Source organism: Arthrobacter sp. SO3 (genome assembly GCF_020532825.1).
Classification (GTDB): domain Bacteria; phylum Actinomycetota; class Actinomycetes; order Actinomycetales; family Micrococcaceae; genus Arthrobacter.
The window spans coordinates 1-13,275 of the sequence record NZ_MQTS01000084.1; the positions used below are offsets into that span (position 1 = coordinate 1).

Annotated in this window: 13 protein-coding genes; 6 read left to right on the forward strand and 7 right to left on the reverse strand. The window is 62.2% G+C overall.

Annotated elements, in window-relative coordinates; translation table 11 throughout:
• Positions 1-88 precede the first annotated feature (88 nt).
• The 3 genes from BJQ90_RS22710 to BJQ90_RS08830 all read left to right on the forward strand — a co-directional run bounded on the left by BJQ90_RS22710 (position 89) and on the right by BJQ90_RS08830 (position 3,427).
• Complete coding sequence (locus tag BJQ90_RS22710; protein WP_226759919.1) at positions 89-1,141, forward strand: SulP family inorganic anion transporter; 1,053 nt, start codon at positions 89-91, stop codon at positions 1,139-1,141.
• A gap of 104 nt (positions 1,142-1,245) precedes the next feature.
• Positions 1,246-2,841 (forward strand): MFS transporter, encoded by a 1,596-nt coding sequence (locus BJQ90_RS08825; protein WP_226759920.1) that lies wholly within the window; start codon positions 1,246-1,248, stop codon positions 2,839-2,841.
• Positions 2,842-3,040: 199 nt separating this feature from the next.
• On the forward strand, positions 3,041-3,427 hold the full coding sequence (locus BJQ90_RS08830) for an SHOCT domain-containing protein (RefSeq protein WP_226759921.1): 387 nt from the start codon (positions 3,041-3,043) through the stop codon (positions 3,425-3,427).
• 68 nt (positions 3,428-3,495) lie between these two features.
• Here the strand turns inward: BJQ90_RS08830 and BJQ90_RS08835 are convergent, their stop codons facing one another.
• The 5 genes from BJQ90_RS08835 to BJQ90_RS08855 form a co-directional block, all read right to left on the reverse strand.
• Positions 3,496-4,161, reverse strand: a complete 666-nt coding sequence (locus tag BJQ90_RS08835; protein ID WP_226759922.1) for a GAP family protein — start codon at positions 4,159-4,161, stop codon at positions 3,496-3,498.
• Positions 4,162-4,200: 39 nt separating this feature from the next.
• The gene (locus tag BJQ90_RS08840; protein ID WP_226759923.1) at positions 4,201-5,355 is read right to left on the reverse strand and encodes an AI-2E family transporter; all 1,155 of its coding nucleotides are present in this window, start codon (positions 5,353-5,355) and stop codon (positions 4,201-4,203) included.
• Positions 5,356-5,406: 51 nt separating this feature from the next.
• Positions 5,407-7,338 carry a glycoside hydrolase family 15 protein gene (locus BJQ90_RS08845; RefSeq protein WP_226759924.1) on the reverse strand — a complete coding sequence of 644 codons (1,932 nt, stop codon included), beginning with the start codon at positions 7,336-7,338 and terminating at the stop codon, positions 5,407-5,409.
• Positions 7,339-7,381: 43 nt separating this feature from the next.
• Positions 7,382-7,768, reverse strand: coding sequence for an SHOCT domain-containing protein (locus tag BJQ90_RS08850; protein ID WP_226759925.1), 387 nt, complete (start codon positions 7,766-7,768; stop codon positions 7,382-7,384).
• A gap of 93 nt (positions 7,769-7,861) precedes the next feature.
• Positions 7,862-8,104 carry a hypothetical protein gene (locus tag BJQ90_RS08855; protein WP_226759926.1) on the reverse strand — a complete coding sequence of 81 codons (243 nt, stop codon included), beginning with the start codon at positions 8,102-8,104 and terminating at the stop codon, positions 7,862-7,864.
• Between the two features lie 694 nt (positions 8,105-8,798).
• Between BJQ90_RS08855 and BJQ90_RS08860 the strand changes: the two genes are divergently transcribed.
• From BJQ90_RS08860 to BJQ90_RS08870, 3 genes are all read left to right on the forward strand, one after another.
• Positions 8,799-10,073, forward strand: coding sequence for a DUF2252 domain-containing protein (locus BJQ90_RS08860; protein ID WP_226759927.1), 1,275 nt, complete (start codon positions 8,799-8,801; stop codon positions 10,071-10,073).
• A gap of 63 nt (positions 10,074-10,136) precedes the next feature.
• Positions 10,137-10,514 carry a PLDc N-terminal domain-containing protein gene (locus tag BJQ90_RS08865; RefSeq protein WP_226759928.1) on the forward strand — a complete coding sequence of 126 codons (378 nt, stop codon included), beginning with the start codon at positions 10,137-10,139 and terminating at the stop codon, positions 10,512-10,514.
• 109 nt (positions 10,515-10,623) lie between these two features.
• Positions 10,624-11,454, forward strand: a complete 831-nt coding sequence (locus tag BJQ90_RS08870) for a class II glutamine amidotransferase (protein WP_226759929.1) — start codon at positions 10,624-10,626, stop codon at positions 11,452-11,454.
• Between the two features lie 114 nt (positions 11,455-11,568).
• Here BJQ90_RS08870 and BJQ90_RS08875 read toward each other — a convergent pair whose 3' ends face one another.
• Positions 11,569-12,987, reverse strand: coding sequence for a hypothetical protein (locus tag BJQ90_RS08875; RefSeq protein ID WP_226759930.1), 1,419 nt, complete (start codon positions 12,985-12,987; stop codon positions 11,569-11,571).
• A 175-nt stretch (positions 12,988-13,162) separates the two neighbouring features.
• On the reverse strand, positions 13,163-13,275 hold a 113-nt coding region (locus tag BJQ90_RS22875; protein WP_413463661.1), incomplete at its 5' end, for an SHOCT domain-containing protein.

Consider the following 13,275-nt stretch of genomic DNA (forward strand, 5'->3'; position numbering starts at 1 on the left):
TCGGTGTGTGTGGTAACCACCAACCTAAGAGGTCTTCACCCTTTCACCGTGCAACCAACGTCCTGGCCGAGTACAGCTAGCGGCAGCGGTGTTCGATCTCGGGGCCAAGGGTGTGGCCTTGGTGGGAGACGTGCCCAGCGGGTTACCGTCTCCGGAGCTCCCGGACGGCCAGCTGATGTGGGACAACGTGGGAACTGTCGCCGTCGCGGCGGTGGCCCTGGTTCTGATCGGCTTTTCCCAGACAGCAGGGGATGCGCGGGCGTTCGCTGCGAAGCACCGATACCAGATTGACATCAACCAGGAGTCCATCGCCCAGTCGTTCGCCAACGCGGCCGCGGGAATCCTCAAGGGGATGCCCGTCTCGACGAGCCTGTCAGCGAGCTCCCTTAACGACCACTCCGGAGCAAAAACCGGCGTGGCCTCCCTCACCTCCGGTGTCACTGTGCTGCTCACGCTGCTGTTCCTGGCGCCGCTCTTCTCGAACCTCCCCAAGCCCGTGCTTGCCGCGCTGATCATCGAAGCCGTCGTCATGGGCATGATGAATGTGCCGGAGATGCGACGGCTGGCCCGGGTGCAACGGTTCGATTTCTGGATCGCCATCGCAGCCATTGTCGGCACCCTCATTTTCGGCGTGCTGGCGGGCGTTATCATTGGGATCGGCCTCTCACTGATCTGGCTTGTCGGGGTGGCCACCCATCCGGGGATGCCGTCCCTCGGACGTGAACCCGGTACGCAGGTCTTCCGCGAATCCGATGAGCACCCCGGTGACGAGGTGATTCCGGGCATCGCCGTCGTCCGGTTCGACGGCGGGCTCTTCTTCGCCACGGCTGACGCCCTGGAGGATCGCCTGCGCGAGACCATCCACTCAACTCCGGGCCTCACAGGCATTGTTCTCGACTGCGGCGGAATCAATTTCGTCGACTCCCAGGGAGCAGCAAAGCTGGCAGACATCGTGGACCTCGCTTGCGAGTCGGACATCACCCTGCGACTAGCCCGGCTGAAGCCGGCGGTCCGGGCGACCCTGGCCAGGGACGCCGCGATTGAGCGCATCGGCGAGGATAGAATCCACGGGAACGTCTTCCGGGCCGTGGAGGCGGAGCAGGCTACGGTGCAGAAGGAGCGCGGAGACAAACAGGAGTAACAGCGTGACTCCAAGCTCACCCGCCGGGAATGATTTGGCCACCGGGCCGGGTAGCTAGCGTTGGGGGGAGCAGCACATCCGACAAGTCGGGGAGACGACCGCAGATGACCTCGCCAAACGCCGGCAACACCCAGACAGCGCCGTTCAATGGCAGACTCGCGATGCTGCTCGCCATGGCGATGTTCGTGCTTGTTGTGGACACGTCGATCATGAACGTTTCGATCTCTGCCGTGGTTAAGGACATCAACTCGACCGTCAGCGGGCTCCAATCAGCGATTGCGCTTGAAGCACTGGTATCAGCCGCCTTCATCCTGATCGGCGGAAAAATTGGGGATCTGATCGGCCGCAAGCGCGCCTACGTGATCGGGCTGGTCTGTTATGCGATCGGCGCCGTGGCGATGACGTTGGCTCAAAGCCTCCTCCCGATCATCATCTTTTGGGCCGTGATCGGCGGGCTCGGTGCCTCGCTCCTGCTACCCGCCATGCAATCCCTTATCCATGGAAATTTCGAGGGTGCGGAGCAGAAACGGGTCTATGCCCTGGTGGGTGCCTCGGCTGCTGTAGCCGCGGCGGTCGGGCCCCTGCTCGGTGGGTTTATCACCACTTTCCTGTCTTGGCGGGTCGCCTTCATGCTCGAGGCGCTCATCATCGCGGTCGTGCTGTCCGGGATTAAGCTCGTTCAGGACGTGCCTTTTGTGGGATCCCGATCGTTGGACATCGTCGGATCGGTCCTTTCAATTGTGGGGATGGGCGGAATTGTACTTGGCATCCTGGTCTGGCAGGAGGGTGGTGAATCTGTAGGGGCGCTCCTGGCCGTGGGTGCGGTCGGTCTCGGCGGGCTGATCTATTGGCTTCTTCGGCGCAAGCGCAGCAACAAGGCCGCACTTCTGGACCCGGACTTGTTCCAATCGAAAGCGTTCCGGTTTGGCGCCACGGGACAAATGCTTCAGCAGGTCGCTCTCGGCGGCACCATGATCGTGTTGCCCATCTACCTCCAAATGGTGCTCGGCTACAACGCCATGCAGGCCGGGTTGTCGATTGCGCCACTCTCGCTGACCATGTTTGCGGTTGCAATGCTCGCCGGCAAAAGGGCCGGGGCGCGTCGCCCGGCAAGCCTCATCCGGTGGGGTTTCTTGCTGTTGATCGTGGGCTTGGTGGTGCTGGTTCCGATCGTGCCGCGGGCGGACTCCGGCTGGTGGCTCCTGCTCCCGCTTGTCATCGCCGGAAGTGGTTTGGGCCTATTAGTGTCCCAGCTCAACAACTACACACTGTCCCCTGTCTCGGACGAGCGTGTCAGCGAGGCCGCCAGCGTCAACTCGGCCTCAGGGTCATTCGGTCTATCGCTCGGCCTCGCGTTTGCGGGTGGCATCATGCTGGCATCGCTCTCCTCCATCTTCATCGGCATGGCGACGTCCAGTACGGTTCTGGCGCCCGACCAGCAGCAGCAGGTCTCGCAGAGCCTGGAACAGGATGCGCAGGTCATGAGTGATGCCCAGCTCGAGGCACTCCTCGCCGGCCAAACGGAGGAAGTCCGGAACGAGATTATCCGCATCAACACGGATGCGCGGCCCCTGGCTCTCCAGCTCGCGCTATCGGTGCCAATACTGGCCGGTCTCGCGGGACTGTTCACGTCCTTGCGCATGATGCGGCTCCCGGATCCCAAGCCCTCCGGTGCAGGGGAAGACGCGATCCTGGGTTGAGCTGTGGCAGACGGCCGATCCCATCCGGAGTTCACCCCCAGCGCATGAGGAATCTATCAGGATTCCGGGCGGAAAATGTGTATACCGGCCAGTGGTCAGGCCGCCAGGCGGGTGACCCGGGCACGCGGTGACCTCCATTCCGACACCCATTGGCTGCGTAGCAGCACCAAACCGCCTCAACTGAAAGTAGGAAAGCTGAATGAGTTTCTGGGAGAACTTTTGGAATATATTCTGGTGGTTCCTTTGCGTGTACGCATTCATCGCTTTCCTGTACGCGCTATTCGTCGTGATTGGTGACATATTTCGCGACCAAGAGCTGAATGGCTGGTTGAAAGCCGTCTGGCTCGTACTCCTGGCCTTCTTACCCTTCTTGAGTGTGCTGGTGTACTTGATTGCCCGCGGCAAGGGCATGACCGAACGGACCATGGAACGGGGCCGCCACAACCAGGAGGCCTCCGATGCGTACATCCGCCAGGTCGCCACTGCGAGCCCCACTGAGGAGATTTCCAAAGCCAAGGCTCTTCTGGACGCTGGAACGATCAGCCCCGACGAGTTCGAAAAGATCAAGAGCACCGTGATGGTTTAACAGCAGCCGTTCAGCAGGACCGTCCCGGCGATTCCCATCGCAGCCCGGAAGGGACCAGCTCGGCCCGATCAGAGCTGGATGATGGTGTAGCCGATGATGAACACGCCGATCGTCAGGGCGGCGATCGCCGCTATCGTGCGACCGTTTCGCTGCATCCACGTGTAGATGGCGGTCAGGGGCACTTCGGCCCGCTCCGGGGAGTGTAACCACACGGCGATTGGTACGACGACTGCAGACTGGGCTACGACGGAATAGGCGAGGACCAACAAGGTTCCTTGGAACGGCGGCGGCTCCCGGACGCTGATCAATGCACCGGCGGTCACTGCGAGCAGGATGGCCTTGGGGCGCAGATTCAGGCCCAGACCCAGGAGCACGAATTCCCAAGGGTGTGCGGACTGAAACCTCGTTTTAAGCTTCCCAACCACAGCGCTGTCGGTCTGGCTTCTGTGCCCAAAAAGGTATCCGGCGTAGCCAATAAGAAAAGTGCCGACCAACAGGCCGAGCCAGGCCAGGAGCTGGTCCTGACCAATTTTCGGCCTCACCGGCAGCAACTGCATCCCGACAGCTGACAGGCCGACAACCAAGATCGATCCGGCAACACTGCCAATTAGGAAGGGCAGAGCCCCGCGGCGGGGATTGGGGGAAAGCAGGATCATGATGGTGATGCTCACGGGCACAGTGCTGATCGCGCCTGCCAAGGCGAAAAGCACCAGGCTCGGGATGACGCTCAGCACGCGGCAGTCACCTGGCCTGGACAATAGTCCGACGGCATGTCATACCGCCGGAGAACTGCCGAGATCTGGTTTGTCCGGTCCCCGTCGGACCCGGCGGGCGCGGATCGCGTCGTCTTCTTGCTTGAGGATTAGTTCAAGGGCCTTTTTGTCTCCCGTCAAGGGCCGCCACCAGGCGATGGTGGGGTCGGAGTCGAGGAGGATTGTGCGGGCAAGGAGAGTCAGGGGCACGGCCAGGATGGCGCCGACAGGTCCCAGGATGACGGCCCAGAACAGGACGGAGACGAACGTTATCGTCTCACTAAGAGCCACCGCGTTGCCCACGTATTTGGGCTGGATGATGGACTGGATGACGCTGTTGATCCCGCCATAGATGACGATGACAGCAATGAACGTCGGCCATCCGCCCGTGAGGAATCCGAAAAACAGCGGCGGGATGATCGCGATGAAGTAGCCGATGTTGGGGATGAAGCTGCAAATGAAGGAGAGCAGTCCCCAGAGCAGCGCGCCCGGGACCTGGAGGATGATCAGGACGAGCCAGTTGAAGAGGCCCTGGGCTACTCCGAGGACGGTGGTGGCGATCATATAGCGGCGAACGCCGGCGCCAAAGCCGTTAAAGGCGGCGACGAGGGCGGGCCGGTGGTGGTTCAGATGGGTCAGCAAGGCGGGCACGCGCGAGCCATCTACCGCCATGAGGATCAGCATCGTCAGAATGATCACGAGGCTGCCCACAAGGCCTGCGATGTTCCCCAGGAGGCCACCCAGGAAACCGATAATGCGGCCGGGGGTAAGCCCCTCCAGGATTGTCTGAGTCTGCTCGGGGCCGAATCCCACGGACTCCAGCAGCCGGGAGATGGAGGCTGCTAATTCGGCCATTTGGGGGGCGAACTGCGGCAACAGCGCGGAGAACTGGGCGAGCGAGGCAACCAAGACCGCAGCGAATCCCGTAAGCAAGGCCAAGACTGCTGCGATAGTGGATCCCGTGGCGATTCCCCGGGGCACTCCGTTGCCTTGCATCCAGCGCCGCAGAGGATGAACGCAGAGCGTAAGCACAAAGGCTAAGAACACGGGGGTGACAATCCCCCGCATCGCGGCAAGGCCGAAGGCTACAACAGCCGCGCAGGCCAGCGTGAGCAGGACAATGGCGGAACGGGGGAGTCCAGGACGTGGATACGATTCCGCTGATTCCGGCTCCATGCAGTTCTCCTTCGTTCGCCTCGGAAATGGTCTGGAGTCGCGGCGGTCCGCTCAGTAGGGGCCGGGTGGCACCCTCCGTGTTCGGTCGGCGCGACTGCTTTTGCCCGCCGCGTCGTCCAGACGGCCGTTCAAGGTAATGGCGGCATCAACGAGGGCGAGGTGCGTGAACGCTTGGGGGAAATTGCCGATCTGTTCACCTGTAGGCGCGATTTCTTCGGAGTAAAGGCCGAGGTGGTTGGCGTAGGTCAGCATCTTTTCGAAGGTAAGGCGGGCATCATCCAGCCGGCCTGCCCGGGCCAGGGCATCGACGTAGAGAAATGTGCACAGCGAGAATGTACCTTCGGAGCCGCGGAGACCATCGGGCGATGCACCTGGGTCATAGCGGTATACCAGGCTGTCCGAGACCAGTTCCGTATCCATTGCGCGGAGGGTCGACTGCCAGATGGGATCACTCGGTGCCACGAAGCCGACTTGTGGCATCTTCAGCAGGGACGCATCGAGAACGGTGTCGCCATATTGCTGCACGAATGCCTCGCGTTCGGTGTTCCAGCCTTTGTCCATGATTTGGTTGTAGATAGCGTCACGCTCGGCCATCCAGCGGGCGAGGGGTGCCGGACGGCCATGAGCTGAGGCGAGCCGGATGGCCCGGTCGAACGCGACCCAGCACATCAAACGCCCGTAGGTGAAGTCCTTCCGCCCGCCCCGGGTCTCCCAGATTCCTTCTTCCGGCTGGTCCCAGTTGTCGGCGAGCCACTCCAGCAGTTCGCAGATGGCAAGCCATCCGGGTTGCCCTATTCCGTCTCCGATTCGGTCAAGGGAGTACACGGCGTCCAGCGCTTCTCCGTAGATGTCCAATTGAAGTTGCCCGGCAGCGCCATTTCCGATCCGCACGGGATGGGAGCCTCGATAGCCTTCCCAATCAGCCAGGACTTCCTCATGAAGTTCGGGGTTGCCGTCAACGCGGTACATGATGTTGAGCGGACCGGTGTCGCTCCCCAGCCGCTCGGTAATGCGGTCGCGCAGCCACCGGCTGAAGGCGGCAGCCTCGTCAACAAAACCCATCCTGATCAGGGTGCGCACCGAGAAGGATGCATCGCGGATCCAGGTATAGCGGTAGTCCCAGTTGCGTTCCCCACCGACCTGTTCCGGCAGCCCGGCGGTGGGAGCGGCCACCAGGGCGCCGGTTGGCGCGTAGGTGAGGAGTTTCAGGGTGATGGCCGACCGCTCCAGTTCCTCGCGCCAGCGCCCGGCATAGGTCGATTGGCTGACCCAGTCGTGCCAGTAGTGCGCGGTGTCGTCGACGAGTCGCTTGGCCTCGGGAGGGCGCATGACGCGAGGCACAACCTCCGGACCCGTCTCCAGGACGACGCCGCGCATTTGGCCCTGGTCGAGGCTCAGGGAGACATGCAGATCACCGTCACCTGTGGCTTCGTATCGTCCGGGTCGGTCGTCGCCTTCCTCGCGGATGAGGCTGAGCGCCAGGCGGATTCCGCCGGTATCGAAGATCGCGCCGTCGCCGCTGAGACTCAGGCGGTGCGGCCGCCGGCCGTAGTCGAATCGGGGCGCCACCTCGACGTCGAAGGAGATCTGTCCCCTCACGCAGCGCAGCATGCGAACCAGGCGGTGCTGTTCGCTCGCCGACTCGCCGGTGGTTGGCATGAAGTCGATCAGTTCGCCAACCCCGCCCTCCGTCAAAAACCGAGTGACGAGAATAGCCGTGTCGGGTAAATAGAGTTGCTTCGTGGCGAAGGCCTTGTCGAGAGGCCGGGTACTGAAGTGGCCGCCTCGGGAACGGTCCAGCAGAGCCGCGAAAATGCTGGGAGAGTCGAAACGTGGACTGCAAAACCAGTCGAGAGTACCGTCCGTGGCTACCAGCGCAGCCGTTTGCAGGTCACCGATAAGACCATGATCCGCGATCAGTGGGTATTCCTTCATCTGGACAGCCTCCTGGACGTGTTTACGTGGCACCGAATCGAGGATCATGTTCGCGAGTAGACGTCGCGGGCTGTTAGATCGACCGGACGGATCAGGTTGTCACCCTGGTCTTGATCCTTTGGAACTCATCAGGGCTGATGGTTCCGGCGTCCAACAGAGCCTTGGCCTTGGAAATCTCCTCGGTCGGGCTCGCTGTGGCGACGCTGCGGATATACGAGTCTGCTTCCTGCTGGTCCCGACGGGCCCGTTCCATGGACCGCCCGGCCATGCCCTTGCCGCGGGCAACCATGTACACCAGCAGCGTCAAAAAGGGCAGGAATGCCAGGAAGACGATCCAGACGGCCTTCCACCAGCCGTTCAGCTGACGGTCACGAAAAACGTCGGCAATGACGAGCCACAGCGCGTACAGGAATGCGAAGAACGCATAGACGACGAAGAACCACCAGAAAATGTCCCAGAAGTTGTCCCAGAAATTCATTTGGATTCCCTACTTTCATTTAATGTGGCGTTGCCGTGGACGCAGCATTGGCTGGGGTTGAGGCGAACGGCAGATCCTCGCAGAAATCCGGCCCTAGCACTTGACCTCAGCAGCAAGGTCGCTCAGCGCGCCCTGGACGTTTGCTGCTTCGTCCCGCAGGGAATCAAGGGCTTCGGCGAGGGTTGCGTCGTTGGGCACGTCGGCTACGGCGGCAGTAAACTTGTCCTCGGCCGCTGTAACTGCGTCCAAACGATCTTTGGCCGCGTTCCCCATGTCCTTGATGAGGGCGTTGTAGGTCGTCGCGACCTGGTCCCGTGCCGCATGGACCTGCTCCAACGTGGAACTTGGCTTCTTTAGCGTGTCCTTGAAGCTTGTTAGTGCGGCTGCAAAGGAGTCGGCGGAGGAGCAGGCCGGCGAAACAGTCGGCTGCGGGCTGGAAGTGCCCGCTGGCGGGCTGGACGAACTTGCCTGTGGGCTGGAAGTCCCTGCTGGCGGGCTGGCAGTGCTGCACCCGGCGAGAAACGCGACGCTTACACCGATTGCCAGCAATCGTGCGCGGACTGGTTGTGGTCTCGACACGGGAAACCCCTCTCAGATGGGCATTCGCCTGGCAGCCCAATCACTGGCAGGTAGAACCATCGTTAGCCCGGAGTCGGGCCTACGTATCACCCGCAGGGGGTGATATCGGACGGCGCGGCAGCCAGGGAATGGCGCCACGAAACGTGCCCAACTTATCCGTACCGCTCCGGGCAGGAGACGGGCAGGATTGAGGCCGGAGGGCCGTTCCGGAGCGGCGATGACTGTGCAATGATGCGGACATGCGAGCCATAGAACTGATCAAATCACTGACCTTGTGTAAGCCTCGAGCGCGTAGATTTCCGCTCACTTACGTCACGGGCCGGCCGTGAAAACCGAACCAGGCCCGGCGCATAAGGAGTCGATAGCCCGCGCCCAGGCAGCAGGGCGGGAGGCACGGAATTTACTGCCTCGCCGTGACTTCGCGACCCTCACGTTGCCGGAGCGGGACCCCGTGGAAATCCTCGAAGGGCAACATGCCACCCGCCTGCCTGAACTCATTCCGGTGCGTGTGGGGAGGATGTTGGAAACCCCGTTTTCCTTTTACCGCGGGGCGGCCGCTGTCATGGCGCATGATTTTGCCGATTCCCCGGTCACCGGCCACACCCTGATTGCGAGCGGCGACGCGCACCTGGCCAATTTCGGGCTCTTCGCCAGCCCGGAACGACGATTGATCTTCGACCTCAACGACTTTGATGAAGCCTACCCGGCGCCCTGGGAATGGGACGTCAAACGCCTCGCCGCGAGCATCTGGCTGAACGGGCGCAATAGTTCCCACACGGAGGAACAATGCCGCACGGCAGTGAAGTCCTGTGTTCGCAACTATCGACAGGCGCTCAAAACGCTGTACAGCCATACGGCGACTGAACGCTACTACTTCCAAGTGGATGCGGAATTTCTTGACGCGCGCCAGTCGGCGGCGCGCAAACGAATCAAGACAGAGGAGAAGAAGGCCCGGCAGCGAACGTCTGAACAGGTGCTCACCAAGCTGACAGCAACCACGGAATCAGGTGAACCCCGAATCGTCGACCAGCCGCCGATAGTTCGGCACCCGGAGGTTATGGATCACGAGGCGATGGAGGGCCTCGTGGAAATGTACCGGAGTACCCTGCGGCCGGATACCTCCTTGTTGATGAGCCAGTACCGCCTGGTGGACTTCGCGCGGCGGATCGTGGGGGTCGGCAGCGTAGGAACGCGCAGTTGGGTGCTCTTGTTTGAAGGTCCCGCGGGCGAGCCGTTGTTTCTGCAGGCCAAGGAAGCCGGAAAGTCGGTCCTGGAGACCCACGGGCGCATTCTCCACGCGCCCGAGCCGGTCGAGAAGAGCCTGACCACACGCGGGCAGGGATTCCGGGTGGTCGGTGCCCAACGAATCCTGCAGGCGCAGTCGGATCCGTTCCTGGGCTGGATAAAGGACGTGACGGGGGACGACGGACGGCAACGGGACTTCTACATTCGCCAATTCCGTGACATGAAGGGTTCCTTCACGCTGGCGGAAATGAACGCCCAAGAGACGGAGGACTACGGCAGGCTGTGCGGAGGGCTCCTCGCGCGGGCTCACTCCCAAAGCGCCGGCAGCGCCTTTATCCTCGGGTATCTGGGCGGCAGCGACGTCTTTGATGATGCGCTGGCGGACTGGGCCAGGAGTTATGCGGACCAAACAGAAGCCGATCATGCGGCGCTGGGCCAAGCGGTCAAGTCAGGGCGGTTGCCCGCGGAGCGGGGCGTGTGATCGCGGCTGGCATAAAGACAGATTGGAATCAACAATGCAGCAAGTTGGCTGAGAGGAAATTAAATGACCTTCTGGGATTTCTTTTGGCTCATGATTTCTTTTGTTCTTTACGTTTCCTACCTGATGGTGCTCTTTCTGATCGTCAAAGACATTTTCGCTGATTCGACCCGCAACGGGTGGAGCAAGGCTGTCTGGGTCCTCTTTCTGATCTTTCTGCCGGTCATCGGGGGTCTGGCATACCTCATCGCACATGGGCAGTCCATGTCCCTGCGGCAGGCTGCCCGGAGCGACGTGGCCAGGGAGGATTTTGACGAATATATCCGCCGTGCGGCCGGAACCAACCAGGCAGAACAGATCGCCCAAGCCAAGACCTTGATGGATGACGGCGCACTGACGGCCGAAGAATTCGCAGCGCTCAAGCAGCGCGTGCTCAGCCAGTAAACGGAAAGACTTCTTGCCGCGGGCGGGTCACCCACGGAAGATGATGCGCAGGCGCCGTGGCACTGATGGAATCGTGGGGGAATTCCGGACTGAGTAGAAGGAGAATGACATGTGCCGCTGGCTCGCGTATTCGGGGTCTGCCGTGCGACTGGATGAGCTCCTTTACAAACCCGCCAATTCGCTCGTTATGCAGAGCAAGCACGCACGCCTGGGCGTTGAGACGACTAACGGGGACGGCTTCGGCGTCGGCTGGTACGGAACCGCGGCATTTCCGGGAGCGTTCCACAGCACTGAGCCGGCCTGGCATGACCGAAACCTGCGCGAGCTCGCATCGCAGGCATCAGCCGGCCGGGTGTTCGCGCACATCCGGGCCACTACCGGGTCCGCGGTCCAACAGACGAACTGCCACCCGTTCCGGCACGGCCGATGGCTGTGGATGCACAATGGACTCATCACGGACTTTCCGACAGTGAAGCGTGAATTGGCCATGGCAGTGGATCCCGCGCTCTATCCCGACATCGAGGGATCAACTGACTCGGAAATGTTCTTCTTCCTCGCACTCACCTTCGGTCTGGAACGGGACCCCCTCGAAGGGGTCTCCGCAGCGGTTGGACTCATCGAGGACGTCGGACGGCGCCGCGGAATCGAATTCCCGATTCAGATGACCGTGGCAACTACCGACGGCGACACCACGTGGGCATTTCGGTACTCCAGCGAAGGGCGGTCCCGGTCGCTCTTCCACAATACTGATGTCTCCACGCTTCGCGCCCAGTATCCGGACAACCCGGTCCTCCAGGAGCTCTCGGACAATACCCGCATAGTCCTGTCCGAGCCGTTGGGCGATCTCCGCGGTGCCTGGCGGGAGGTACCGGACGCCACCTGTGTCGTCGTGCACGGCGGTGGGGAAGATGTGTTCTCGTTCTCGCCTTCAGCCGCCTAGCACCAGCACCGCGCCAAGCGTTTGGTGAACCTTGGGAGCCCCGCAAAACGGCCAGCACGTGCGGGGCTTCCGTGCACCGTGGAAGCCCCGCAAACTGCGAGGACTGACATGTCTTCAGAGGATGGGGCGCGTTGGCTGGGAATCCTCCGGCGGCCCCCCCGGCACGGGTTCGGCGACGGCCGCAGCGCCGGTCGTGTGCGCAGCGACGACGGCAGGCCGGCAGAGGAGTTCGATGAGGAGAATTGCCAGCCCGGCAAGGACTGCCGTCCAGATGGCCACGGCCGCCGTGGGGTACTGCCAAAGGATGAGCACTAGCACGGCGACGCCGAGGACTGCGGCTTCCAGGATCCGCCGGAACCGGGCCAGCCAGTGCTGCCAGGGTTGGGCCTGGCCGCCGCCGACCTTTCCAGTCAGGTAATCTCCTGTCCGGGCGAGGCCTTGACGGACGGACTCGGCCGGGCGCGAATGACCGGTGAGGAAAGCGCCCAGGGCAATGAGCAAAGCCACGACAAAAACAAACCGCACGCCGGTCCGCAGCGGCGTCAGGAGGGCATCAACGAGGCTTTGAGCCGCAGCGGGGGAGACTGTGGCCGATGGGATCGTTCCGAGGAAGATGTCCAAGCCGATAGTAAGTCCGAGGGCCAGCACTGCCATGGCCACTGCTATCCCCAACCCGACGCGGCTGGTGGTGCGCCGTCTCCAGCCCCGTGGCGCCACTGCAATGGCGCCAACGGCGCTCAGCGCGGTCAGCCATGCCAGTATCGGGGCGGTGCGGTCCAGTGTCTGGATGGCGTCTGTCGCCCTGACCAGTTCCGGCGACTGCAGCAGGGCAATCTGCGTGTCAATTTCCGGAATCCTGGCGGCGATGTCCACCCCTTGCTCGACGAGGAGAGTCTTGACCCGGGCAATAATCTCTTTGGTCGAGATCGTGACGGTGCCGCTCTGATCGATACTGACGGTGCCGCCGGTGTTTCCTGTAGCAAGGTTGACGATTCCCTGGTGCGCCACACGGTTGAGCTGGGTCCAAAGATCCTGGAACTGCGGGCTGGCGACGAATTTGGACACAGCCGAACGGATCAGGGACTTTGTCTGCTCAGCAATTGCCGGCGCCAGCCCGGTGATCACTGCGGCCACACGCGGTGCGACTTTGCCGAGTTCCGTCATCGCATCCCGGGTGATGCCGTCAACGTCCACTGCCGTGGTGATTTGGGTGGTGACCTTGTCGGTGATCTCTGCCTGGATGGCAGGATCCGAGGCCAAAGGCGCGACTGTGGCCACGTAGCGGTCCGTGTCCAGCACCTCACTGCGCAGATACAGGGCAGGAACTGCGGCGCAGGCCAGGACCGCAGTCAGAACCACTAGGACAATGGCGACAATCCGGCGCGCCAAACCTGTTCCCCGCCCGTGAGGTCTCAGGCTGGTCTTTCTGGCGTCGTCGCGTTCGTGCTGAAGCCGTGCAACTTCGGCGCGTAACCGGAGTATTTCTTCCTGCTCCGGGCTGCCAGGGACCCTGGTGTCGTCATGGAGTGACATGAGGGCACTCCATCTTTGCGTCTCGTTGCCCGGACTCGAATTTCGAGCCCGGCGGGACAGGATGGGTCGGTACGGCCCTCACTACGGGGACTGGAACGGGAATCGTTGATCGCAACACGAGCGCCACCTCCAATGTCTGGTTTCGGGTATGGATGCCTGGCTTCCCAGGCTGATGTCACATCAGGAGTCGGGCCTTCGCGCTGGCGAATTCTGAATCAGAGAGGAGGCCAGAGCTACGCAGATCGGCGAGCCGGGAGAGCTGGTCAGCAAGTTCCTTTCCGCTAACGG

Coding starts and splice junctions, on each gene's coding strand:
- BJQ90_RS08825 (WP_226759920.1), top strand. CDS start 1,246: ATGACCTCGCCAAACGCCGGCAACACCCAGACAGCGCCGTTCAATGGC.
- BJQ90_RS08830 (WP_226759921.1), top strand. CDS start 3,041: ATGAGTTTCTGGGAGAACTTTTGGAATATATTCTGGTGGTTCCTTTGC.
- BJQ90_RS08840 (WP_226759923.1), bottom strand. CDS start 5,355: ATGGAGCCGGAATCAGCGGAATCGTATCCACGTCCTGGACTCCCCCGT.
- BJQ90_RS08845 (WP_226759924.1), bottom strand. CDS start 7,338: ATGATCCTCGATTCGGTGCCACGTAAACACGTCCAGGAGGCTGTCCAG.
- BJQ90_RS08850 (WP_226759925.1), bottom strand. CDS start 7,768: ATGAATTTCTGGGACAACTTCTGGGACATTTTCTGGTGGTTCTTCGTC.
- BJQ90_RS08865 (WP_226759928.1), top strand. CDS start 10,137: ATGACCTTCTGGGATTTCTTTTGGCTCATGATTTCTTTTGTTCTTTAC.
- BJQ90_RS08870 (WP_226759929.1), top strand. CDS start 10,624: ATGTGCCGCTGGCTCGCGTATTCGGGGTCTGCCGTGCGACTGGATGAG.
- BJQ90_RS08875 (WP_226759930.1), bottom strand. CDS start 12,987: ATGTCACTCCATGACGACACCAGGGTCCCTGGCAGCCCGGAGCAGGAA.